At 70.4% G+C, this 24210-nt stretch carries 20 protein-coding genes; 12 read left to right on the plus strand and 8 right to left on the minus strand.

Going from position 1 to position 24210, the window contains the following annotated elements:
• Nucleotides 1-88: 88 nt before the first annotated feature.
• The 6 genes from SSOG_RS28895 to SSOG_RS28920 all read right to left on the minus strand — a co-directional run bounded on the left by SSOG_RS28895 (nt 89) and on the right by SSOG_RS28920 (nt 6248).
• On the minus strand, nt 89-946 hold the full coding sequence (locus SSOG_RS28895) for a sugar phosphate isomerase/epimerase family protein (RefSeq protein ID WP_009717801.1): 858 nt from the start codon (nt 944-946) through the stop codon (nt 89-91).
• 95 nt (nt 947-1041) lie between these two features.
• Nucleotides 1042-2061 carry a Gfo/Idh/MocA family protein gene (locus SSOG_RS28900; RefSeq protein ID WP_009717802.1) on the minus strand — a complete coding sequence of 340 codons (1020 nt, stop codon included), beginning with the start codon at nt 2059-2061 and terminating at the stop codon, nt 1042-1044.
• Between the two features lie 71 nt (nt 2062-2132).
• A complete protein-coding gene (locus SSOG_RS28905; protein WP_009717803.1) occupies nt 2133-3053 on the minus strand; it encodes a sugar phosphate isomerase/epimerase family protein in 921 nt (306 codons plus the stop codon).
• 228 nt (nt 3054-3281) lie between these two features.
• Complete coding sequence (locus SSOG_RS28910) at nt 3282-4154, minus strand: ATP-binding cassette domain-containing protein (RefSeq protein WP_039938942.1); 873 nt, start codon at nt 4152-4154, stop codon at nt 3282-3284.
• A gap of 5 nt (nt 4155-4159) precedes the next feature.
• The gene (locus SSOG_RS28915) at nt 4160-5230 is read right to left on the minus strand and encodes an ABC transporter permease (RefSeq protein WP_009717805.1); all 1071 of its coding nucleotides are present in this window, start codon (nt 5228-5230) and stop codon (nt 4160-4162) included.
• A 7-nt stretch (nt 5231-5237) separates the two neighbouring features.
• Nucleotides 5238-6248: a sugar ABC transporter substrate-binding protein gene (locus tag SSOG_RS28920; RefSeq protein WP_039941895.1), complete on the minus strand. Its 1011-nt coding sequence runs from the start codon at nt 6246-6248 to the stop codon at nt 5238-5240.
• Between the two features lie 292 nt (nt 6249-6540).
• Between SSOG_RS28920 and iolC the strand changes: the two genes are divergently transcribed.
• The 9 genes from iolC (at nt 6541) to SSOG_RS28965 (ending at nt 19425) form a co-directional block, all read left to right on the plus strand.
• Nucleotides 6541-7485: a 5-dehydro-2-deoxygluconokinase gene (iolC, locus tag SSOG_RS28925; protein WP_009717807.1), complete on the plus strand. Its 945-nt coding sequence runs from the start codon at nt 6541-6543 to the stop codon at nt 7483-7485.
• A gap of 53 nt (nt 7486-7538) precedes the next feature.
• Nucleotides 7539-8417 (plus strand): Cgl0159 family (beta/alpha)8-fold protein, encoded by an 879-nt coding sequence (locus tag SSOG_RS28930; protein WP_009717808.1) that lies wholly within the window; start codon nt 7539-7541, stop codon nt 8415-8417.
• A gap of 76 nt (nt 8418-8493) precedes the next feature.
• The gene (gene iolB, locus SSOG_RS28935; protein ID WP_009717809.1) at nt 8494-9408 is read left to right on the plus strand and encodes a 5-deoxy-glucuronate isomerase; all 915 of its coding nucleotides are present in this window, start codon (nt 8494-8496) and stop codon (nt 9406-9408) included.
• Nucleotides 9405-11282, plus strand: a complete 1878-nt coding sequence (gene iolD / locus SSOG_RS28940; protein WP_009717810.1) for a 3D-(3,5/4)-trihydroxycyclohexane-1,2-dione acylhydrolase (decyclizing) — start codon at nt 9405-9407, stop codon at nt 11280-11282. The genes iolB and iolD overlap by 4 nt, the downstream gene beginning before the upstream one ends.
• A 28-nt stretch (nt 11283-11310) precedes the next feature.
• Entirely contained in the window at nt 11311-12807 is a 1497-nt protein-coding gene (locus SSOG_RS28945; protein ID WP_009717811.1) for a CoA-acylating methylmalonate-semialdehyde dehydrogenase, read from the plus strand.
• Between the two features lie 142 nt (nt 12808-12949).
• On the plus strand, nt 12950-13402 hold the full coding sequence (locus SSOG_RS28950; RefSeq protein ID WP_009717812.1) for a hypothetical protein: 453 nt from the start codon (nt 12950-12952) through the stop codon (nt 13400-13402).
• 83 nt (nt 13403-13485) lie between these two features.
• Entirely contained in the window at nt 13486-15606 is a 2121-nt protein-coding gene (locus SSOG_RS28955) for an FUSC family protein (RefSeq protein ID WP_009717813.1), read from the plus strand.
• Between the two features lie 146 nt (nt 15607-15752).
• Nucleotides 15753-16514 (plus strand): thioesterase II family protein, encoded by a 762-nt coding sequence (locus SSOG_RS28960; protein ID WP_009717814.1) that lies wholly within the window; start codon nt 15753-15755, stop codon nt 16512-16514.
• A gap of 85 nt (nt 16515-16599) precedes the next feature.
• Entirely contained in the window at nt 16600-19425 is a 2826-nt protein-coding gene (locus tag SSOG_RS28965) for a helix-turn-helix transcriptional regulator (RefSeq protein ID WP_039938943.1), read from the plus strand.
• Between the two features lie 23 nt (nt 19426-19448).
• On the opposite strand, the gene SSOG_RS28970 is transcribed toward SSOG_RS28965, so the two are convergent.
• Nucleotides 19449-20078 carry a response regulator transcription factor gene (locus SSOG_RS28970; RefSeq protein WP_009717816.1) on the minus strand — a complete coding sequence of 210 codons (630 nt, stop codon included), beginning with the start codon at nt 20076-20078 and terminating at the stop codon, nt 19449-19451.
• Complete coding sequence (locus tag SSOG_RS28975; RefSeq protein ID WP_063631601.1) at nt 20071-21315, minus strand: sensor histidine kinase; 1245 nt, start codon at nt 21313-21315, stop codon at nt 20071-20073. The genes SSOG_RS28970 and SSOG_RS28975 overlap by 8 nt, the downstream gene beginning before the upstream one ends.
• Nucleotides 21316-21506: 191 nt before the next feature.
• Between SSOG_RS28975 and SSOG_RS28980 the strand changes: the two genes are divergently transcribed.
• The 3 genes from SSOG_RS28980 to SSOG_RS28990 all read left to right on the plus strand — a co-directional run bounded on the left by SSOG_RS28980 (nt 21507) and on the right by SSOG_RS28990 (nt 24184).
• A complete protein-coding gene (locus SSOG_RS28980; RefSeq protein ID WP_009717818.1) occupies nt 21507-22052 on the plus strand; it encodes a hypothetical protein in 546 nt (181 codons plus the stop codon).
• Between the two features lie 78 nt (nt 22053-22130).
• Nucleotides 22131-22631, plus strand: coding sequence for a PH domain-containing protein (locus SSOG_RS28985; RefSeq protein ID WP_009717819.1), 501 nt, complete (start codon nt 22131-22133; stop codon nt 22629-22631).
• Nucleotides 22628-24184: a PH domain-containing protein gene (locus SSOG_RS28990; RefSeq protein WP_106516471.1), complete on the plus strand. Its 1557-nt coding sequence runs from the start codon at nt 22628-22630 to the stop codon at nt 24182-24184. Before SSOG_RS28985 ends, SSOG_RS28990 begins: the two co-directional genes overlap by 4 nt.
• Nucleotides 24185-24210 lie beyond the last annotated feature (26 nt).

Here is a 24210-nt window from a genome sequence, read left to right on the forward strand (position 1 = left end):
GCTGTTGAACACCTGTGACGTAAGACGCGCGGAGATGTGACGCCTGTGACCGGCGAGTGACGCGCGGCCCCTGCTTCCAGGAGAACGGCTACTTCCAGGTGGACAGGTATTCGTCGATCTTCCGGCGCATGAACACGGACGATTCGCGGGCCCGGTCCTCCCAGGCGAAGACGCAGGAGGTCAGCGTGCCGTCGAAGTTGTTGTCGCGCAGCGCGCCGAACAGCGCGTCGAAGTCGACCTCGCCCTGTCCGATGTCCAGGTGCTGGTGGATACGGGCCGCGGAACCGGGCGGGTTGATGATGTAGCGCAGCCCCGAGGACGCGGTGTGGTCGAAGGTGTCGGCCAGATGCACGTTGGTGAGCAGATCGCCCGCGTGCTTGATCAGACCGGGGGCGTCATTGCCGTGGTGGAAGGTGTGCGGGGCGCAGTAGAGGTAGGAGACCTGGGGGTGGTTGATGCCCCGGATCATGTTGATCGCCTCGTACCCCTCCTCGATGAAGTCGTCGGGGTGCGGCTCCAGCGTCAGCCGGATGGACTCGCGCTCGAAGACCGGCAGCAGCTCCTCGATCGACCGCCAGAACTGGCCCTCGCTGCGGCTGGGGTCCTCGGGGCGGCCGTTGAACTCCGAGATCATGCTGTCCACGCCCAGATCGGCGGTGATCTGGATGGCCCGCTTCCAGTAGCGGACGGCGGCCTGGCGCTCGTCCTCGTCCGGACCGGACCAGCGGAACAGCGGCAGTACGGAGGAGATCTTCACCCCGGCGGCGTCCAGCGCCTTGCGGAACTGCCGCACCGTGCCGTCGTCCACCCGCGGATGCTTGAAGAACGGGATGAAGTCGTCGCGGGGAGACAGCTCGATGTACTCGAAGCCCAGCTCGGCGACCAGGGCCGGGAGTTCGAGCAGGGGCCCCTTGCGCAGCATATGCGGGTCGAGGGCGATCTTCATAAGAAGGAGAAACCTTTCCAACAGGGAGAACGTGAGGGTGTGGAACAAAGAGGGGCGGGCCGGTCGTGGCGGCGACCGGCCCGCGCCCGGGAGCGTCAGGCGTAGAAGGCCGGGCGCACGATCATGTCGACGGGCGTGCGCTCGCCGGTGACCTGCGCCCGCACCCCCGCCTCGCAGACGGCGGCCGCGGCGTAGCCGTCCCAGGCGCTCGGGCCCTCGACCTCGCCGCGCTTGGTGGCGTTGACCCAGGCCTGCACCTCGCGGTCGTACGCCTCCTCGAAGCGGGCCACGAAGTCGGGGGCGATCTCGCCGCCCCAGGTGCCGGGGCGGTTGACGAGCATGCCGTGGGCGTCGCCGACGCGCGCGGTGCCGCGCTCGCAGACCGCCTCGGCCTGGACCTGGTAGCCGAAGCCGCAGCTGGCGAAGATCTCGACGTTGACGATCGCTCCGCCGGTGGTCTCGAAGATCACCAGCTGCGGGTCGGCCAGACCCTCGGGGGCGTTCGAGTTGGGGGTCGGCTTGAGCACGGTGACGTTGGCGATCTCCTGCTCCAGCAGCCAGCGCGACTGGTCCATCTCGTGCACCACCGAGTCGTTGATCAGCATCTCGGTGGTGAAGTACGAGTGCACCGAAGCGTTGCGGTGGCGGCAGTGCATCAGCAGCGGGCGGCCCAGCTCACCGGAGGCGAGCAGGGTCTTGAGCTTCATGAACTCGGTGTCGTAACGGCGCATGAAGCCGACCTGGACGCGGCGGTGACCGAGCCGCTGCTCGGCCTCCAGCACCCGCAGCGCGGACTCCGAGTCCGGGGTCAGCGGCTTCTCGCACAGCACCGGCAGATCGTGCTCGAACGCGCTGAGCAGCGCGGCCTCGTGGGCGGGTCCTGGCGAGGCGATCAGTACCGCGTCCACGCCCGGCGCGGCCATGGCGGCGGCCGGGTCGGTGAACGCCTGGCAGCCCTCGGACAGATCGGCGACGGCCTTGGCGCGCGCCTCGTCGATGTCCACCACGGCCGCCACCCGGGCGCCGCTGATCACGTCGTTGATGCGGCGGACGTGGTCGGCGCCCATCTTGCCGGTCCCGATGACGGCGATCCCGAGCGTGCCCTGCTGGGTCATAGGTGTCTCTCTTCTCTTTCTGCTCGTTCGGAGGATCGAAGGGGATCGAAGGGAGCGAGGGAGGCGGAAGGTCAGGCGCCGCAGGAGCGCAGGAAGCGGCGGGTGCGCTCGGCGATCGGGAACGGCTGGTCCGGCGGGCAGGGGTACATGTCCTGCTCGACGATGGCGAACAGGTCCACGTCCAGCTTCTGGGCGGCCGCCAGGACCGGCTCCAGCTCCGGAACGCCCTTCGGCGGCTCGCACATCACTCCGCGCTTCACGGCCGGGCCGAACGGCACGCCGTTCTTGACCACGTCGGCCAGGATCTCCGGGTCGACCTGCTTGAGGTGGAGGTAGCCGATGCGCTCGCCGTAGGTCTCGATCAGCTTGACGCTGTCCCCGCCGCAGTAGGCGTAGTGGCCGGTGTCCAGGCAGAGGTTGACCAGGTCGGAGTCGGTGGCGTCCAGGAAGCGCGCCACGTTCTCCTCGCCGTCGATGTGGGTGTCGGCGTGCGGGTGGACGACGATGTCGAGCCCGAAGCGCTCGCGTACCTCACGGCCGAGGCGCTCCATGCCGGTGGACAGGTGGCGCCACTGCTCGGCGGTCAGCTCGGGCGGCTCGATGATCTCGGCGGTCTTGTCGTCGCGCCAGAAAGAGGGGATGACCACGAGGTGCTTGGCGTTCATGGCCCTGGTCAGCTCCGCTACCTGGGAGACGTGCTCCCAGGTGGCGTCCCAGACCTCGGGGCCGCGGTGCAGGGAGGTGAAGATCGTGCCCGCCGAGACCGTGAGGTTCCGGCGGGTGATCTCCTCGGTGAGCCGGGCGGGGTCGGTCGGCAGATAGCCGTACGGGCCCAGCTCGATCCACTCGTAGCCGGCCTCCGCGACCTCGTCGAGGAAGCGCTGCCAGGGGACCTGCTGCGAGTCGTCGGGGAACCACACCCCCCAGGAGTCGGGGGCCGAGCCGACCCGGATGCGGTCCAGGGCGGGTACGGGGGAGGCGGCGGCAGTCATGGAAGAGGGTCTCCTCTCGCCGGTCGCGAAGACCGGGGAAGGGGGCAGTGCGGGTCGCTTGCTCGCGGTGGTGGTCGGGGCCCGCGTTTCATGCTGTTTTGGGCAGCTTTACGGGCCGGGCCGGGGGTCGTCAAGACTTCGTCAGGACATTCGGACGTAATGTCAGGCCGGGAGGGTCGGGATGTCAGGTCCAGAGGGCCGGAATGTCAGGGCGAGAGGGCCGGCATGTCAGGTCGAGGGGCTGTTGACGACCTCGGGAAGCTCCTCCACATCGACCCCGCGCACCTGCGCGAGTTCGTGCTTGAGAGCGGCCAGCTCGGTGCCGCCGGCCATGTGGTTGGTGAGTTCCTCCAGGCTGACGTCGTCCCGGGCGGCGTTCAGCTCCAGGGCGCCGAGTCTCAGCACCGAGAAGTGATCGCCGACCATGTACGCGTGGTGCGGGTTGTGGGTGATGAAGATGACGCCCAGGCCCCGCTCGCGGGCCGCCGCGATGTACTTCAGGACGACGCCCGACTGCTTGACGCCCAGCGCCGCGGTGGGCTCGTCCAGGATCAGCACTCTGGCGCCGAAGTACACCGCCCGCGCGATGGCCACGGACTGCCGCTGGCCTCCGGAGAGGGTGCCGATGGGCTGTTCCAGGTTGTCCAGGTGGATGCCCATGGCGGACAGCTCGGTCTGGGTGGTCTCCTTCATCCGCTCGATGTCGAGCCGCCGGATGGGCCAGGGGCCGCGGGTCAGCTCGGAGCCGAGGAAGAAGTTCCGCCACACCGGCATCAGGGGCACCGTGGCCAGGTCCTGGTAGACGGTGGCGATGCCGAGGTTGAGGGCCTCCCGCGGGTTGTGCAGCCGCACCGGCTTGCCGTCGACGACGTACTCGCCCTCGTCGTGCTGGTGCAGCCCGGAAATGATCTTGATGAGGGTGGACTTCCCGGCGCCGTTGTCGCCGAGGACGCAGGTCACCTGGCCCGGCCGGACGTCGAGGTCGATGCCCTCCAGGGCCCGGACGTTGCCGTAGAGCTTGCCGACGCCCTTGAGCTGGACGACCGGCTCCGTCGTGCCCTCCGCGGCGGGGGTGGGCTTCGTGAGGTCGTTGGTGGTCATTCCCATCACCTCCTGGCGGCCTGACGGCGCACCCACAGATTCACGAGCGTCGCGAGCAGCAGCATCACGCCGACGAAGAACTTGAACCAGTCCGGGTTCCAGTTGGCGTAGACGATGCCCTGGTTGACCATGCCGAAGATGAACGCGCCGAGGAGCGCGCCGATCGCGGAGCCGTAGCCGCCGGTGAGCAGACAGCCGCCGATCACCGCCGCGATGATGTAGTAGAACTCGTTGCCGACGCCCTCACCGGCCTGCACGGTGTTGTACTCGAAGAGCAGGTGCATGCCGACGAACCAGGCCGCGAAGCCCACGGTCATGAAGAGGGCGATCTTGGTGAGGTTCACGGGGACGCCGACCGCCCGGGCGCTCTCCTTGGAGCCGCCGGCCGCGAAGATCCAGTTGCCGAACTTGGTGCGCAGCAGGACCCAGGTGGCGAGGCCCGCGAAGGCCAGCCAGTAGAACACGGTGATGTTCACATCGACGCCGAAGACCGTGACCTCGGAGGCGAAGACCGCCTTGGCCGACTCGAAGCCGTCCATGTCGTTGATGGCGTTGGTGGCGACGTTGTCGGTCAGCAGCTTGGTGATGGCCAGGTTGAGGCCCTGGAGCATCAGGAAGCTGGCGAGCGAGACCAGGAAGCTGGGCAGCCCAGTCTTGATCAGCAGCAGACCGTTGATCAGGCCAACCGAGAGCGAGATGACCAGGGCTACCCCGACGCCGACCCAGACGTTGGCGGTGAGCTGGAAGCTGAGCATGCTCGCGGCCAGCGCCGAGGAGGTGACGGCGACACCGGCCGACAGGTCGAACTCGCCGCCGATCATCAGCAGGGACACGGCGAGCGCCATGATGCCCAGGGTGGAGCCCTGGTAGAGCACGGTGGCGAACGAGTCCGCCTGGCGGAAGGTCGGGGCGACGGCGAAGAAGAAGATGTAGACGCCGACGGCGGCGACCAGGGCGCCGATCTCGGGCCGGGCGAGCGCCCGGCGGGCCAGCGAGCGTTCGGCGGTGCGGCTCTTGGGGGCCGCCGCCGGGGAGGCCGGTGGCGTGGCGGCGGCGGGTGGGGCGGCTTGGGTCATGGCCGGATCACCGGGTGCCCTTCTGCGCGAACTTGGCGATCTTCTCCACGTTGTCCTTGGTGACGAACGCGGGTCCGGTCAGCACGGGCTGCTCGCCGCCGCCGCTGAAGTTGCCGTTGTTCTTGTAGAGCCACAGGGAGTCGACGGACAGATAGCCCTGGAGGTAGGGCTGCTGGTCCACCGCCAGCTGCACATCCCCGCTCTTGACGGCGGCGATGAGGTCCTTGTTGAGGTCGAAGGTGGCGACCTTGGCCTTGCCGCCCGCGTCCTTGGCGGACTGCACGGCGGTCAGGGCGAACGGCGCGCCGAGCGTGACGACGTAGTCGATACTCGAGTCCTGCTTGAGCTTGGCGGAGATCGTGGACTTGACCGAGGGCATGTCGGTCCCGTTGACGTAGAGGGTGTCCGTCTTGCCCTTGAAGGTCTTCTTCACACCCGCGCAGCGGGCCTCCAGGGCGACATGGCCCTGCTCCTGGATGACACAGATGTTGTGCTTGGCGCCCATCTGGTTGAGGCGCTTGCCGAAGGCCTGACCGGCGAGGTTCTCGTCCTGGCCGAAGTATTCGAGCAGCCCCTGGGACTTCCAGTCCTCCAGGCCGGAGTTGAAGCCGACGACGGGGATCCCGGCCTTCTCGGCCTTGGCGATCGCGCCCTTCATCGCGCCGGGCTTGGCCAGCGTGACGGCGATGCCGTCGACCTTCTGGTTGATCGCGTTCTGGATGAGGTTGGCCTGGTCGCCGCCGTTGGGATTGCTGGAGTAGACCAGTTCGACGTTGTCTTTGGCCGCGGCCGCCTTGGCGCCCTTGCGGACCGTGTCCCAGAAGGTGTCACCCGGGGCGGCATGGGTGATCATTGCGATCTTCATCCGGGGGGTGTTGGCCTTGCCCGCGGAGATGTCGTCCGCGGAGTCCTGGGCCTTCTTGCCGCCTTGACTGCTGCACCCCGTTGCGAGGAGAACCGTGACGACGGCGATGGTGGCGAGTCCCGCCCTGCTGCGTCGGTCGAATCTGAGGTCCATCTGTTCCAGCACCTCTCAAGCCAGGTCCGGTGTTAACACAGCCGTTGCATGAGGGGGAGCCAACTCCTCACGGCCACTGCCTGTCAAGGGTTTGTCATGACAACATTTCATCTGGACGTAACGAGACCATAACGCGTCCCAGAGCGGCTCTCGTGGTTACGTCCGAATGTAATGACAAATGCTTGACACGGGGCTGTGCGCGCGTCTAGACCTGAAGGGGCCGGGCGGGACCCGGTGTTCGCGCACGACAACCCTGAGCTGCGTCTTTCCCGAATTTCCCGAAGGGGCACGCATGAGTGAGCCGTACGACCTGATCACGATGGGCCGCATCGGAGTGGACCTCTACCCGCTGCAAACCGGAGTGCCGCTGCCGCAGGTCGAGTCATTCGGAAAGTTCCTGGGAGGCTCGGCGACCAACGTCGCGGTGGCCGCGGCCCGGTTCGGCCACCGCTCCGCGGTGATCAGCCGCACCGGCGCCGACCCCTTCGGCGAGTACATCCACCAGGAACTCCAGGGGTTCGGCGTGGACGACCGCTTCGTCACCCCGGTCGAGGACTACCCGACCCCGATCACCTTCTGCGAGATCTTCCCGCCCGACGACTTCCCGCTCTACTTCTACCGCCGCCCCAAGGCCCCCGACCTGGAGATCCACCCCGACGAGCTGGACCTCGACGCGATCCGCGCCGCCCGGATCTTCTGGATGACCGGCACCGGCCTCAGCGAGGAGCCCAGCCGCGGCAGCACCCTCACCGCGCTCGCCCACCGCGCCAAGAGCGGCATCACCGTCTTCGACCTCGACTGGCGCCCCATGTTCTGGAAGGACCCGGAGACGGCGCGCCCCTTCTACGCCGAGGCCCTGCGCCACGCCACCGTCGCCGTCGGCAACGTGGACGAGTGCGAGATCGCCACCGGTGTACGGGAGCCGCAGGCCTGCGCCCAGGCCCTGCTGGACGCGGGGGTCGAGCTGGCCGTCGTCAAACAGGGCCCCAAGGGAGTCCTCGCCGTGCACCGCGACGGCACCTCCACCGAGGTCCCGCCCGTCCCGGTCGACGTCGTCAACGGCCTCGGCGCGGGCGACGCCTTCGGCGGCGCCCTGTGCCACGGGCTGCTGGCGGGCTGGGACCCGGAGCGGATCATGCGCTACGCCAACGCCGCGGGCGCGATCGTCGCGTCCCGCCTCGCCTGCTCCTCAGCGATGCCGACGGAAGCCGAGGTCGACGCCCTGCTCAGCCAATAGCGACGCGGTGCGCCCGCTTCGCCACCGAGCCTCAAACAAGAGAGGACCCTGCTTTGAGCATCAGCATCTCCGACCTCGTGACGGTGCGGAGCCGCCACCCGGAGGCCATCGCCGAGGCGGCCGCCCGCCGGGTCCGCCGCCCGCTGATCGGCGACAGCGGCCGACTGATGATCGTGGCCGCCGACCACCCGGCGCGCGGCGCCCTCGCCGTCGGCGGGCACAAACTGGCCATGGCCAACCGGGCCGATCTGCTGGAGCGGCTGTGCGTGGCGCTGTCCCGCCCGGGCGTCGACGGCGTACTGGCCACCGCCGACATTCTGGAGGACCTGCTGCTGCTCGGCGCCCTCGACGGCAAGGTCGTCATGGGCTCGATGAACCGCGGCGGGCTGGCCGGTGCCTCGTTCGAGCTGGACGACCGCTTCACCGGCCACCGCCCCCAGGACATCGCCCGGCTCGGCTTCGACGCCGGAAAGCTGCTGCTGCGGGTCGACTACGACGACGCCGGGTCGCTCAACACCATGCTCACCACGGCCCGCGCCATCGACGAGATGGCGGAGCGGCGGCTGCCGGTGTTCGTCGAGCCGTTCATCTCCCGCCGGATAGACGGCAGGGTCTCCAACGACCTGAGCGCCGAGGCCGTGACCAAGTCCATCGCGATCGCCTCCGGGCTCGCCGGGACCTCCGCGTACACCTGGCTGAAGGTGCCGGTCACCGAGGACCCGGACGAGATGGCCGCCGTCATGGAGACGAGCACGCTGCCCGCGGTGCTGCTCGGCGGCGAGGTGGGGAAGGACCAGGAGGGGGCGTACGAGAAGTGGCGCAAGGCGCTGCGGCTGCCCACCGTCCAGGGCCTGGTTGTCGGCCGCTCGCTGCTCTACCCGGCGGAGGGCAGCGTGGAGACCGCCGTGGACACCGCCGTCGGCCTGCTGTGAGGTGGCCCTTGAATCGGCCCGCAGCTGAATCGGCCCGCTCTGCATCGGCCCCGGAACCGGAGGAAACACTGACGCCATGACCACCAACGAACCTTCCCTTGGCTTCCATGTGCAGGCCGGTAAGGCGGCCGACGGCCCGTATGCGCTGGACATCGATCCCGGGCGGGCTGGCTGGGGCTACTCCAGCCTGCGCGTGCTCGACCTGCCGCCCGGCGGCTCGCACCAGCTGGCCACCGGCGACAGCGAGTGGATCGTGCTGCCGCTCAGCGGCGGCTGCACGGTGATCACCGAGGGCGAGACCTTCGAACTCCACGGCCGGACAAGCGTGTTCAGCGGGGTGAGCGACTTCGCGTACGTCCCGCGCGACGCCCACGCCACCATCGCCAGCGGCGCCGGGGGCCGCTTCGCGCTCACCGGCGCCCGCTGCGAGCGGCGGCTGCCTGCCCGCTACGGACCCGCCTCCGCCGTCCCCGTCGAACTGCGCGGCACCGGCAACTGCTCGCGCCAGGTCAACAACTTCGGCGCCGCCGGCGTGTTTGAGTGCGACAAGCTCATCGCCGTCGAGGTGCTCACCCCCGGCGGCAACTGGTCCTCGTACCCGCCGCACAAGCACGACGAGTGCCGCCCCGGCGAGGAGAGCGAGCTGGAGGAGATCTACTACTTCGAGATCGCCGAGGCCCACGGCAACGAGGGCGTCGGCTACCAGCGGGTCTCGCCCTCCGGCCACGGCCGCAACACCGATGTGCTGGCCGAGGTCCGCTCCGGTGACGCCGTCCTCATCCCGGACGGCTGGCACGGCCCCTCCATCGCCGCGCCCGGCCACGCCATGTACTACCTCAACGTCATGGCGGGCCCCGGCGAGGAGCGCGCCTGGCTGATCTGCGACCACCCCGACCACGGCTGGATCCGCTCCACCTGGCCCGACCAGCCCGTCGACTCCCGCCTTCCGCTGTACGAAGCCCCTGAAGCTCCCGCAGGAGACGCCCGATGACCACCCGCCGCCTCACCGTCGCCCAGGCCCTGGTCGAGTTCCTGGCGCACCAGTACACCGAGCGGGACGGGCAGCGGCACCGTCTGATCAACGCCACCTGGGGCATCTTCGGCCACGGCAATGTGGCCGGGCTCGGCCAGGCGCTGCTGGAGGCCGGGCAGGACACCATGCCGTACCTCCAGGGCCGCAACGAACAGGCCATGGTGCACGCCGCCGTCGGCTACGCCCGCCAGTCCAACCGGCTCGCCGCCCAGGCCGTCACCACCTCCATCGGACCCGGCGCCACCAACCTGGTCACCGGCGCCGCACTGGCCACCGTCAACCGGCTGCCGGTGCTGCTGCTGCCCGGCGACGTCTTCACGACCCGGCCCGCCGACCCCGTCCTCCAGCAGCTGGAGGTGCCGTACGCGGGCGACGTGTCCGTCAACGACGCGCTGCGCCCGGTCTCCCGCTACTTCGACCGCGTCGTACGCCCCGAGGCGCTGATCCCGGCCGCGCTCGCCGCGATGCGGGTGCTCGCGGACCCGGCCGAGACCGGCGCGGTCACCCTGGCCATGCCGCAGGACGTGCAGGCCGAGGCGTTCGACTGGCCGGAGGAGTTCTTCGCCGACCGGGTGTGGCGGGTGCGCCGCCCCGCCCCGGAGCACGCCGAGACCACCGCCGCCGCGCAGGCGATCCGTGCCGCCCGGCGCCCGCTGGTCGTCGCGGGCGGCGGCGTCCACCACAGCGAGGCCGAGGGCGCGCTGAAGGCGTTCGCCGACGCCACCGGCATCCCGGTCGCCTCCACCCAGGCGGGCAAGGGGTCGCTGCGCCACGACCACCCCGCCGACATCGGCGGCATCGGCCATACCGGCACGGCCGTCGCCGACGACCTGGCCCGCACCGCGGACCTGATCATCGGGGTCGGCACCCGCTACAGCGACTTCACCACCGCCTCCGCGACCCTCTTCGCCGACCCGGACGTCCGGTTCCTCAACCTCAACATCACCGGCTTCGACGCCCACAAGCTGGCCGCCACCACGCTGGTCGCCGACGCCCGCGCCGGTCTCGAGGCGCTGACCGCCGAGCTGGCCGGTCACCGGGTCGACGAGACGTACGAGGCCGAGTACCGCACCGGCAAGGCCCGGTGGGAGCGGCTGGTGGACGCCGCGTACGCCGCCGAGGACCCCTCCGCGCGCCCCTCCCAGACCCAGGTGCTGGGCGCGCTGGACGCGACGGTCGGCGACGACGACGTGGTGATCAACGCCGCGGGCTCGCTCCCCGGCGACCTCCACAAGCTGTGGCGGGCCCGCTCGCCCCGCCAGTACCACCTGGAGTACGGCTACTCCTGCATGGGCTACGAGATCCCGGGCGCCATCGGCGTACGGCTCGCGGCCCCCGACACCCCGGTGTGGGCGCTGGTCGGGGACGGTACGTACCTGATGATGCCGACCGAGATCGTCACCGCGGTCCAGGAGGGCATCAACATCAACATCGTCCTCCTCCAGAACCACGGCTACGCCTCGATCGGCGGTCTGTCGGAGACCACCGGCGCCGAGCGGTTCGGCACCGCCTACCGCTTCCGGTCCGCCGACGGCATGTACACCGGCGATCCGCTCCCGGTGGATCTGGCCGCGAACGCCGCCTCGCTCGGCATGGACGTGCTGCGCGCCGCGACCGTGGCCGAGCTGCGGGAGGCGCTCGCGGCGGCCCGCGCCTCGGACCGTCCCACATGTGTCTATGTGGAGACCGAAACGGGCGACACAGTGTCGGGCGCACCCGACGCACAGGCGTGGTGGGATGTGCCCGTAGCCGAGACAGCGACCCGACCGGCTGCCGTGAAGGCCCGCGAGGAGTACGACCGGCACGCCGCAGGCCGCCGCCGCCACCTCTGACGTTTTTCGAGAGAAAGGCTCCGTACCCATGAAGACCGTCAACCACTGGATCGGCGGAAAGTCCGTCGAGGGCACGTCCGGCAACCACGGCCCGGTGTACAACCCCGCCACCGGTGCCCAGGACACCCGGGTCGCCCTCGCCTCGGTCGAGGACGTCGACGCGGCCGTCGCCGACGCGAAGGCGGCGTACCGGTCCTGGGGCACCGTCTCGCTGTCCAAGCGCACCGCGATCCTCTACAAGTACCGCGAGCTGCTGGACGCCCACCGCGACGAGATCGCCGAGCTGATCACCGCCGAGCACGGCAAGGTGCACTCGGACGCGCTCGGCGAGGTGGCCCGCGGTCTGGAGATCGTCGAACTGGCCTGTGGCATCGCCGAGAAGCTCAAGGGCGAGCTGTCCACGCAGGTCTCCACCGGCGTCGACGTCTCCTCGATCCGCCAGCCGCTGGGTGTCGTCGCGGGCATCACGCCGTTCAACTTCCCGGCCATGGTGCCGATGTGGATGTTCCCGGTGGCCATCGCCTGCGGCAACACCTTCGTCCTCAAGCCCAGCGAGAAGGACCCGTCGGCGTCCTACCGGCTGGCCGAGCTGGCGGCCGAGGCGGGGCTGCCGGAGGGTGTGCTCAACGTCGTCAACGGCGACAAGGTGGCCGTGGACCGGCTGCTGGAGCACCCGGACGTCGCCGCGGTCAGCTTCGTCGGCTCCACTCCGATCGCCAAGTACATCCAGGCCAAGGCCGTCGAGCACGGCAAGCGGGTGCAGGCGCTCGGCGGCGCCAAGAACCACATGCTGGTGCTGCCCGACGCCGACCTGGACTTCGCCGCGGACAACGCGATCAACGCGGCCTACGGCTCGGCCGGTGAGCGCTGCATGGCGGTCTCCGTCGTCGTCGCAGTCGGCGACATCGGCGACGAGCTGGTGAAGAAGATCGCCGACCGCGCCGCCAAGCTCCGCATCGGCCCCGGCAACGACCCGTCTTCCGAGATGGGCCCGCTGATCACCAAGGAGCACCGGGACAAGGTCGCCGGTTACGTCCACGGGGCCGCCGCCCAGGGCGCCGAGGTCGTCGTGGACGGCACCGGCTACACGGTGGACGGCCACGAGGACGGCTTCTTCATCGGTGTCTCGCTGCTGGACAAGGTCCCCGCCACCGCCGACGCCTACCGTGACGAGATCTTCGGCCCGGTGCTGTGCGTGGTCCGCGCCGAGACGTACGACGAGGCCATCGAGCTGATCAACTCCTCGAAGTGGGGCAACGGCACCGCGATCTTCACCCGCGACGGCGGTGCCGCCCGCCGCTTCCAGCTGGAGGTCGAGGCGGGCATGGTCGGCATCAACGTGCCGATCCCGGTGCCGGTGGGCTACCACTCCTTCGGCGGCTGGAAGGACTCGCTCTTCGGCGACCAGCACATCTACGGCAACGACGGGGTGCACTTCTACACCCGCGGCAAGGTCGTCACCACCCGCTGGCCGGAGCCGTCGGAAGAGGTCGGCATCAACCTGGGCTTCCCCAAGAACCACTGATCGCTGACTGTCACGTCCCCCGCCGGTCCCCGACCGGCGGGGGACGCGCGCGTGTCACAGCACAACCATCCACCCCTGGTGTAGGTCTTCTTGAGTGTTCGCCCGAACAATGGGCACACGACCACATTCAGGGGGATCTCCTATGCTTCGCACCCTTCGCTGCTCCGCGGCAGCGGCCGCGCTCGGCCTCGGGCTCGTGCTGGCCGCGGGCGCACCCGCCACCGCCGCCCCGCACGGCGTGAAGAAGACCGATCCGAACGGCCGCTTCACCGCCGAGGAGATCCACCACTTCCTGGAGGGCTTCTACGGCAACCACGGGCCGCGCCCCTGGGAGCGCGAGAACCTGGTCTCCGACCAGCTGAAGGAGCGGATCGCCCAGACCCCCGACTACGACCTGCTGCTGTGCGCGCAGAACGAGCCGCGGGACATCGAGGTCGGCGAGGTGACCACGGCTCAGTCGGCACGGGTCGGCTGGGCGACGATCACCACGTACTGGGGCCAGGGCTCGCCCAGCTCCTTCACCGCGTACGTCGACCTCGACGCGAGCCGGCCCATCGAACTGCTCGATGTGGACTGCGCAACACCCGAGGGCTGACGCGGCCGAAAGGGCGGGAAAGCGAGGAATCGGCCTAAGACGGCCGGTTCCTCGCTTGCAGATCAAGGTCGTAGTCTCGCCGTATGAGCTGGTCACACGCGCTGAAGCAGACGGCCCAAGCGGGTTTGACGATCGAGCGCATCCGGCTGGAGCCGCTGGTCGCGGTCCGTGGCGCCTGCGGTGTGGCGATCGTCGTGGGGCTGACCCTCTGGTTCGGCTCGCCGACCCTCGCGGTGTCGTCGGCGTTCGGCGCGTTCTCCGCCGGGATCGCCATCTTCCAGAAGAGCTGGCGCCCCCGCCCGGAGCTGGCGCTGGCAGCGGCGTCCCTGCTCGCGGTCTCCACCTTCCTCGGCTATCTGGCCGCCGCCCACATCGCCACCTTCGTCGTGATGCTCGCCGTGTGGACGCTGCTGACCGGCATGTCGTGGGCGGTCGGCCCGGTCTCCGGGCTGGTGTCGACCCAGATGGTCGCGGTGATGCTGGTCACCGTCACCCTCCCCACCTCGGTGCTCGGCGCCCTGGAGCACGCCGCGCTGATCGGGGTCGGCGGGGTCGTCCAGGCCGCGCTGATCGTGCTCTTCCCGGTGCGGCCCTGGGGCGTGCAGCGCGACGCCCTCGCGGACGCGCTCGCCGGGGTGGCCGACTACGCCCGGCGGCTGCGCCACGATCCGCAGGCGCCGTTCGATCCGCAGCCGCTGATGGACGCCCGCAGCGCCGCCGCCGTCACCCCGCGCGCGGCGAAGCGGCGCCCGAGCCAGCTGCGCGGCTACCGGCTGCTGGCCGAGCGGATCCGGCCGGTGCTCGCCTCGATGGCCGACCCGGTGGTCGGCGCCCCGATGCTCGGGCCCGAGCGCGACCGGGTGCGCGAGCTGCTGGCCGCGACCGCCACCGTGCTGGACGCGGTGGCCCACGCCGTCCGCCGGAGCAGGCCGGTCCGGCTGCCGCCCGAGGCGATGGCTGTGCTGGAGGTGCCGGAGAGCGGCCCGATGCTCAACGGCGCGGCCCGCCGCGCCGCGCTGAAGCTGATGGCCCTGGTGAACGACGTCGTGGAGTCCTCGGACGAGCGGGTGGAGGCGGTGACCTCCGAGGGCACCAAGGACCGCCGCCATCTGCCCCGCCCCACCGTCCCCGGCCTGGTGCCGGTGGCGCTGCGCGCCCTGCGCCGCGAGGCCCGCTGGGACTCGCGCATCCTGCGGCACGCTGTGCGCCTGACCGTGGTGGCGGTCGGCGGCTATCTGCTGGGCGCCGTCCTGCCGTTCGGCCACGGCTACTGGGCGCCGCTGACCTCGGTGATGGTGCTGCGCCCGGACTTCGGCCAGACCTTCTCGCGCGGGGTGGCCCGCTTCTTCGGCACCCTGGCCGGGGTCCTGATCGGCGGGCTGGTGGTGACGCTGGCCCACCCGGACCCGTATGTGAGCGCCACGCTGGCCGTGGTGTGCGCGGCCTTCATGTTCATGCTGCTGCGCACCGGCTTCATCGTGGCCTCGCTGTGCGTGAGCGCGTACGTGGTCTTCCTGCTCGGCATCGCGGGCGCGGAGGTCGGCCAGACCGTTCAGGCGCGGGTGGCGCTGACGCTGCTGGGCGGGCTGATGGCGATGGCCTCGTACGTGGTCTTCCCCGCCTGGGAGACCCCGCTGCTGCGCGACCGGCTGGCCGACTGGCTGACCGCGGGCGGCCGGTACGCCATCGCCGTCTTCGACGCCCACGCCCGCCCCGCCGAGCGCCGCCCCCGCCAGGTGCGGGAGGCGCTGCTGGACCAGCGGGCGGCCCGCAGTGAGTACGAGCAACTGGAGGGCCGGGCCCGCCGGGAACCGGTGCGCCACCGCGGGCTCGGCCCCCGGGCGGCGCAGGCGGCACAGACCGCGCTGTCCACCGCGGGCCGGGTCACCATGCTGCTGGAGGCACACCTTCCGGACCGCGACGCGGCCCCGTCGCCGGAGGCCGGGGAGTTCGCGGCGGCGCTGCGGACGGCGGTTCCGAAGGCCGTGGAGGCGGTACGGGAGCGGCGGCCACTGGACTGGACCGCCGTACAGGAGTCGCTGGAGCACTGGCAGGAGCGCGCCGGGGAGCGGCAGGGGGTCGCGGTGCGCAGTGCCGAGCTGCTGGTGGAGGCGCTGGACGACCTGGCGGAGGCGCTCGCGGGGGGCGCGCGGCAGCAGCGCGCGCTCCAGGACCCCACTCGTGGGGGTGACCCCACGCATTAGGGGTGCCCCCTACATCATTTGTCGTGTTAGAACACTTAGGGGCAGCCTCTTACGGCACATCTTCCGGCGCGTCATCTTCTGGTGCGTGACGGTGTGTTGAGCGGCTGTCGCGACGGCGAACGATGAGGGAAAGACTTTTCACGTACATGGGTGCTCAGCAAGAAGACAGCGTCTGGATACGACGGTTCCATCCGGCACCCGACAGCCGTGTGCGGCTGGTGTGTCTGCCGCACGCCGGGGGTTCGGCGTCGTTCTTCTTCCCGGTGTCCCAGGCGCTTTCGCCGACTGTCGACGTCCTCTCCCTTCAGTATCCGGGGCGTCAGGACCGGCGTCTCGACCCGCGGATCGAAAACATCGGCGAGTACGCGGACGCCATCGCCGCGGAGTTGAAGCCCTGGCTCGATCTGCCGATCGCCTTCTTCGGCCACAGCATGGGCGCCGTCCTCGCGTTCGAGGTGACGCGCCGGCTGGAGGCGGCCGATCCGGAGTTCACCCCGGTCGCCCTCTTCGCCTCGGGCCGCCGGGCGCCGTCCCGTTACCGGGACGAGAATGTGCACCGGCGTGATGACGACGGCATCGTGCGCGAAATGAAGGTGCTGAGCGGAACCGACGCACGGGTCCTCGGAAATGAGGAGATCCTGCGCATGGTGATGCCCGCGATTCGCGGCGACTACAAGGCGATCGAGACCTACCGCTCCGAGCCCGACGCCGCCGTCCGCGCACCGATCACCGTGCTGACCGGCGACAGCGACCCCAGGACCAGCCGGGACGAGGCGGAGGCGTGGCGGTCGCACACCACCGGCGCGTTCGACATCAGGGTGTTCCCCGGGGGTCACTTCTTCTTGGCCAACCATCAAGCGGAGATCACGAGTCTCGTGTCCGGCACGCTTTCGGTATCGAGGCCCTGACCCGGCCGATTCGTATCAGCGCGATTCATGCCCTCGGCGCCGACCGGCGACCGGCCGAGGGCATCACGTGATGCTTCACCGGGGGATGAATACTGTGCCCGCAAATCTTTTCGAATGGGAGAGCCGCCTCTCCGTCCTGCGTGAAATGCTGCACGGCGCCACACAGGGCAGAGGCCGGCTGGCGCTCGTCAGTGGCGCGGTGGCCAGTGGGAAGACCCGGCTGCTGAACAGCTTTGCCGAACAGGCAATCGAGAGCGGTGCGTTGCTCCTCGAAGTGACCGGTTCACGGGCCGAACGTGAACTGCCCTTCGGTATTCTCCGGAAGATTTTCGATAACGCCGCGATGCCGCCGGACGTCCGCTCCGAGGCGGTCACCCTGCTTTCCGACATCGGTCCGGAGAGTACCGCCGCGGCGCGCATGCACGTGATGTCCCAGATTTCCTCGGTGCTGCTGCGGCTGGTCGACGAACGCACCCTCGTCATCGCCGTCGACGATGTGCACTGCGGCGACGACCATTCCCTGCAATTCCTGCTCCACCTCGCCCGCCGGGTCCGCCAGGCGCGGGTTCTCATCGTCCTCACCGAATCCCCCCGGCTGCGCCAGCAGCAGCTGACCTTCCACGCCGAACTGCTCCGCCAGCCCAACTGCGTGCGGATGCGGCTGCCGATGCTCACCGAGGCGGGCGTGGCCGAGGCGCTGTCGAACACCCTGTCCGCCCCCGTCGCCTCCCGGCTCGCCCCCGAATGCCACCGCCTCTCCGGCGGCAATCCGCTGCTGCTGCGCGCCCTGCTGGACGACTGGCGGGCCGGGGGCGAACACGGCGAGGCCCTCCAGCGCCCCGCGCCCGGCGAGGCGTTCGCCCAGGCCGTCCTCGGCTGTCTGTACCGCGGCGAGCCCGATGTGGCGGCGATCGCCCGCGGTGTCGCGGTCCTCGGCGACGGCCGCTCCCCGCGGTCCCTGAGCGGCCTCCTCGACCTGAACGCCGGCACGGTCGAACAGGGCGTCCAGGACCTGCACGAGTGCGGGATCCTGGAACACGGCCGGTTCCGCGACGAGGTGGCCCGTACCGCCGTGCTCGACGCGGCCCCCGCCGCCCTCCGCCACGATCTGCACGCCCGGGCCGCCCGGCTGCTGCACGCCGACGGCGCCTCCGCGCTCGACGTCGCCCGCCACTTGGTCCGCGCCCGCCAGGACGGCGAGCCCTGGACCGTGCCCGTCCTGCGCGAGGCCGCCGAATACGCGCTGCTGCAGAAGGAAACCGACGTCGCGCTCCGCTGCCTCGAACACGCCCACCATGTATGCGAGCCGGGGCCCACCCGCACCGCCCTCAAGGCGCGGCTCGTCAGCGTCGCCTGGCGGGTCGGCCCGGCCGTCGCCGAGGGGTATCTGCCGTCGCTCACCGAGGAGGCCGAGAAGGGCTGGCTCGCCCCGCGCGACATCGCCCCCATCACCTCGTACCTCGCCTGGTCGGGACGGCTCGACGCGGCCGCCGACGCCATCACCGCGCTGAACCGCACGGCGGGCCCCGGCGCCACCGACGGCGGCGACCCCGCGATGAGCGCCGCCCTCTCGGCCTCCGTCCAGTGGCTGACGATGCTCAGCCCGCCGCTGCGCGACCGCCTCCCCACCCTCGGCGCGGGCGCCGCGAAGACCACAGGATCCCCGCACGACGTGGCCGACCTCGCCCACGCACACGCCGCCGCCACCCTGTCCGCCGCCTTCACCGAGGGCCGGGCCGACCAGGCGGTCATCGAGGCCGAACGCGTCCTCCAGCGCTACCACCTCGGCGACAACACCCTCCAGCCGCTGGTCATCGCCCTGTACGCGCTCGTCGTCGTCGACCGCCTGGACCTCGCCCTGTCCTGGTGCGAACGGCTGCTCGGCGAATGCTCCTCCCGCAGCGTCCCCGCCTGGCAGGCGATGCTGTCCGCCGTACGGGCCGAAATCGCCCTGCGCCAGGGCGACCTCCAGGTCGCCGCGCACCAGGCGCGCAGCGCCCTGGCGCAGATCCCCGCCCCGGGCTGGGGCGTGGGTCTCGGCCTGCTGCTGTCCGCGCTGATCCAGGCCGAGACCGGGATGGGCCACCACGACGAGGCCATGGCGCTGCTCGAACAGCCCCTCCCCGACGGGCTCTTCCGCACCGTTCCCGGGATGTACTACCTGCGCGCCCGCGGCCGCTGCCACCTGGCCACCGGCCGCTACCACGCCGCCCTCGGCGACTTCCAGGCCTGCGGGGAGCTGGCCGAGTCCTGGCGCATGGACACGCCCCTGCTGGCGCCGTGGCGGCTGGACGCCGCCGAGGCGTGGCTCGCCCTCGGCAACCCCGCCCAGGCCCGTTCCCTCGCCGAGGAACAGCTGCGCCGGGGCGCCGGTGAGGCCCGGCTGCGCGGTGGGCTGCTGGTCGTCCTGGCCCGCACCGACCAGCTCAGGCGGCGGCTGCCCCGGCTCAAGGAGGCCGTCGAGGTGCTGGAGGGCGGCGACGACCGCATCCAGCTCGCCATCGCCCTCGGTGAACTGGGCCGCGCCTACCGTGCGCTGGGCGACTTCAACCGGGGCCGGGTCTTCGTCCGCAAGGCCTGGCACGTGGCCAAGACCTGCGGTGCCGAGCCGCTGTGCCGGGAGCTGATGCCCCGGCAGGGGGACTCCGGCGAACTCGCCCCGACCCCTGTCCAGCCGGGCGGCGGCGACGCCGAACCGCAGCGCGATGTGGAGGCGTTGACGGAGGCGGAGGTGCGGGTCGCGCTGCTGGCCGCGCACGGCAACACCAACCGGGAGATCGCCTCCAAGCTGTTCGTCACCGTCAGCACGGTGGAGCAGCACCTGACCCGCATCTACCGCAAGCTGAACGTCAAGCGCCGCCGTGACCTGCCCGCCAAGCTCTCCGACAGCAGCCTGACGGGCACCGTATAGCCACGGTCAGGGCAGCGGGCGGTTCAGGACAGCAGTCCGCGCTCCATGGCCGTCATCACGGCCGCCGTGCGGTCGGAGACGCCGAGCTTCTTGAACGAACGCAGCAGATGCGTCTTCACCGTGGCCTCGGCCACGAACAGCTTGGCGCCGATCTCGGCGTTGGTCAGCCCCTGGCCGACCAGCCGCAGCACCTCGCACTCACGGCCGGACAGCGGCGACGGCTCGGCCACCCGGGTACGCAGCAGCTTGCCCGCGAGGGACGGGGTGAGCACCGTCTCGCCGCGCGCCGCGGTCTGTACGGCGCCGATCAGCTCCTGACGTGAACTGCCCTTCAGCAGATAGCCCGCGGCGCCCGCCTCGACCGCGCGCAGGATGTCGGAGTCGTCCTCGTACGTGGTCACGATGACGACCTTGCAGGCGGGCGCCTTCCGCAGGATCTGCGTGGTGGCCTCGACCCCGTCCATCCCGCCCATGCGCAGGTCCAGCAGGATGATGTCCGGCCGCAGCGCCATCGCCTGGACGACCGCCTCCTCGCCCGAACCGGCCTGTCCGACGACGGTGATGCCGTCGGCGGACTCCAGCATGGCGCTCAGACCCTCCCGCACCACGGGATGGTCATCCGCGAGCAGGACCCGGATCTCCTGGTCAGCCATTCACTGCCTCCCCGGTCAGCGCCGTCGCCGGCACCTTCACCTCGACGGTGGTGCCCCGTCCGGGGCTGCTGGTGATGGACGCCATTCCGTCGATCTCCTCCATCCGGGCCTGCATCCCGCGCAGTCCGTACCCTTCCTGCGTGCCGTCCGGGGTGAAGCCCTCGCCGTCGTCGCGGATCAGCAGCCGGACGCCGGACTCGTCGAAGACCAGGATCACATCCACCGTACGGGCCTGCTCGGCGTGCTTGCGGACGTTCGCGATCGCCTCCTGCACCGAGCGCAGCAGGACGACGCTGACCGCCATCGGCATGGGCTGCTCCTCGCCCATGACCGAGCACCGCACCTCCAGGCCGGTCTCGGCGATCAGCCCGTCCGCCTGACGGCGCACCGCCTGCACGAGCGAGCCGCCGCGCAGCGCGGGCGGGGTGAGGGCGGCCACGAAGTCACGGGCCTCGGCGAGCGATTCCTTGGCCACCCGCCCGGCCAGCGACAGATGGTTCACCGCCTGGTCCGGTGCGCCGTGCACCTCCGACTCCGCCGCCTGGACGAGGCTGATGATGCTGGTCAGGCCCTGCGCGAGGGTGTCGTGGATCTCCCGGGCCAGCCGCTCGCGTTCGGCGGAGATACCGGCCTCGTGGGACAGCCGGGCCACCCGCTCCCGGCTGCGCCGCAACTCCTCGATGAGCAGCCCGCGCTCCTTGCTCTGCCGCACCACCCGCTTGATCCACAGGCCCAGCAGCACCGAGAGCGCGATGCTCAGCAGCGAGACGGGCAGCACGCCCCACACGCTCAGGCCCAGCGCCTCACCGCTGACCGCCACCACCAGGACGGGGCACAGATTGGCGGTCGTGGCCATCGCGACCGCCCACCCCATCGGCAGGCTCATGATCAGCATCGGGATGACCGCGAACAGCGCGAAGGCACCCACCAGGTTGAACGCCGTGGTGACGGAGAACAGCGCCACCAACCCGATCGCGTAGACCAGGTTGCGCGGCCCGTAGGTGTCCTCGATCATCAGGGCACGGCCGAGCGCCGCGTACCAGGGGACCGTCAGCGTCAATGAGCCGATCGCCACGGCGGCGAGCGGCTGGGAGCCGCCGGAGAGCAGCAGCAGGGTCGCGGTGACGAGATAAGAGACGGCGAAGAAGCCGTCCCACAGGCCGAACCAGCGGGTTCCGGACTCGGGACCGTAATACGCGCCGGTCGCCGATTCCTCCCCCGGAGAGTGAGTGCGCACGGGCTCAGTACTACCACGCGTGTCCACCGTGTCCACCGGACGGTTGACAGGGGGAACCCACCGTTCGGTCGTCCCGTGGCACGCGTTCCGCTTCTAGCGTTGGTATCGGTTAGACAGCACGTGTCAAGCCACGAAGCACCTCGTCCCCCTGGCTTGAAAGAAGGTCACCTATGCCACAGATGAGTCAGTTCATGTCAGCGCTCATCGCGAGCGGCACGATTCTGATCATCATCCTCGCGACCGACATCGGCCGCCGCCGCATCACCACGATGCGCATGGCGCGCTCGGTCATCGCGGTCGCCGTGGTCATCGCGATCTTCGTCGAATCGTTCCCGACCAAGGGCAACGACCTGTCCCTCCAGCTCCTCGGCGTCGGCACCGGCGTCATCTGCGGGCTGATCGCCGGTGTCCTGCTGCCCGCCTTCAAGGACTCCTCCTCCGGCGAGCTGTACACCATCGGTGGCATCGGCTACGCCCTGGTGTGGATCGTCCTCTCCAGCGGGCGCATCATCTTCGCCTACGGCGCCGAGCACTGGTTCACCATGGACCTGGTCAAGTTCTCCATCGACTACAAGATCAGCGGCCAGGACACCTACGCCAACGCGTTCGTCTTCATGTCGCTGGCCATGGTGCTGACCCGTACCGCCGTCCTGCTCGTCAAGATGCGCAAGCTGAAGGACGGCGACACCACGGGCGGCCAGTCGGCCGAGCCGGTCACCAGCGGCGCCTCGGTCTGAACCGAGCCTGGTTTCATGGTCCACCAGTCCCGGACGGGGCAGGCGCGACGACGTCTGACGCAGGAACAGGGTGAAGCAGTGGAACACAACGACAACGTGAGGCTCCGGCCTCCTCGCCACCGGGTCGACCGCCGTGCTCTCGGCTGGTGGACACTCCAGTCGTCACTCTTCGCCCTGCCCCTGCCGCTCACCTTCGGCATCCTGTGGGCCTCGATTCCCCCCACGCGGACGTTCTTCATGTGGGCCACGCTGATCTCGCTGGTCCCCGGGATCCTCTACGTGGCGGTCATGCCCGCCTGGCGCTACCGGGTGCACCGCTGGGAGGCCACCGACGAGGCCGTGTACGCGGCCTCCGGGTGGCTGTGGCAGCAGTGGCGGGTCGTCCCGCTGTCCCGCGTCCAGACGGTGGACACCCTGCGCGGCCCGCTCCAGCAGATGTTCGGCCTCTCCGGCATCACGGTCACCACCGCCTCCTCCGCGGCGGCGGTGAAGATCAAGGGCATCGACCACAAGATCGCGGGGGATCTGGTCGAGTACCTGACCAGGACCACCCAGGCCGTACCGGGAGACGCCACATGATGGCCGATACCGATGTGCGGCGGCCCGCCCACGCGGCGGGCCGTGACTGGGAGCGGCTGAACGGTCGGCTGCTCCTGGTCAACCTGTCCATCCTCGCCGCCCCGCTGGCCATGTTCTTCGCCAGCCTCGCGCTCACCGGCGGCAAGACCAACCTCCAGATCATCATCACCCTCGGCTCGCTGTTCGTGACCTTCCTGGTCATCAGCGGCATCGGGCTGATGCGGCTGTTCACCACCCGCTTCCGGCTCACCGAGGAGCGCTTCGAACTCCACTCGGGCCTGGTCTTCCGCAGCCGGCGCTCGATCCCCGTCGCCCGCATCCGCGGCGTCGACATGACCGCCAACCCGGTCCACCGGCTCTTCGGCCTCACCACGCTGCGCCTCGACACCGGGGAGCAGAGCGACAGCGCGGGCCGCCGGTTCTCGCTCGACGGCATCACCCGGGCCGACGCCCGCGAGCTGCGCCGCCGCATCATCGAGCTGCGCGACGCGGGCCAGGCCCGGCCGGTGGCCGACAGCGACGGCCCCCTCTGCGAACTCGACTGGTCCTGGCTGCGCTACGGCCCGCTGACCGTCTGGGGCGTCGGCGGTGTCCTCATCGCCGCCAGCAGTGTGTACCGCACCCTGCACGAGATGCAGGTCGACCCGCTCGAATGGGGCATCGTCAAGGACCTCCAGAACCGCTTCGGCTCCGTCCCCCTCTGGTACGGAATCCTGGTGTGCGTCGTCGTCCTCGTCGCCCTCGGCATGGCGGGCTCCACCGCCACCTTCGTCGAGAACTGGTACGGCTACGAACTGCGGCGCGAGGACGGCGGAATCCTCCGGGTCCGCCGCGGACTGTTCGCCACCCGCTCCGTCAGCATCGAGGAACAGCGGCTGCGCGGCCTCGAACTGGTCGAGCCGATCCCGCTGCGCTGGGCCAAGGGCGCCAAGCTCAACGCCGTCGCCAGCGGCCTGGGCAACCTGGAGGACAACCGCAGGCGCCGCGGCCTCACCCCGCCCGTCCCGCGCGGCGAGGCCCTGCGGGTCGCCGCCGAGACGTTGCCGGTGGGCCCCGGCCTCATCGAACGCCAGGGGCTCACCCGGCACCCGCAGGCCGCCATGTGGCGCCGGGTCAACCGCGCCCTCCTCTGGACGGCCCTGATCATCGCCATCCAGATCGGCCTCGGCGTGTGGCTCGGCTCGTGGCTGATCGTCACGGGCATCTTCTCCGGTGCGGTGGTGATGCCGATCCTCATCGGGTTCGCGCTCAGCGCGTACCGGAGCCTGGGCCATGGCATCCGCGGCCGCTATCTGGTCGCCTCCAGCGGTACGTTCGCCCGCCGCACCGCCGCCCTCCAGCGCGACGGAATCATCGGCTGGACCATCACCCGGTCCGCGTTCCAGCGCCGGAAGGGGCTGCTCACCCTCGGCGCCACCACCTCCGCGGGCGACGGCGTGTACAAGGTCCACGACGTGACCGAAAGCCAGGGAATCGCCCTCGCCGAGACCGCGGTACCGCGGCTGCTGGCGCCGTTCGTCGAGCGGGTGCCCGACGGACACCGCCCCCACTAGACCAACTGGCGATCCCCCGAGAGGTG

Source organism: Streptomyces himastatinicus ATCC 53653, from assembly GCF_000158915.1.
Lineage (GTDB): Bacteria > Actinomycetota > Actinomycetes > Streptomycetales > Streptomycetaceae > Streptomyces > Streptomyces himastatinicus.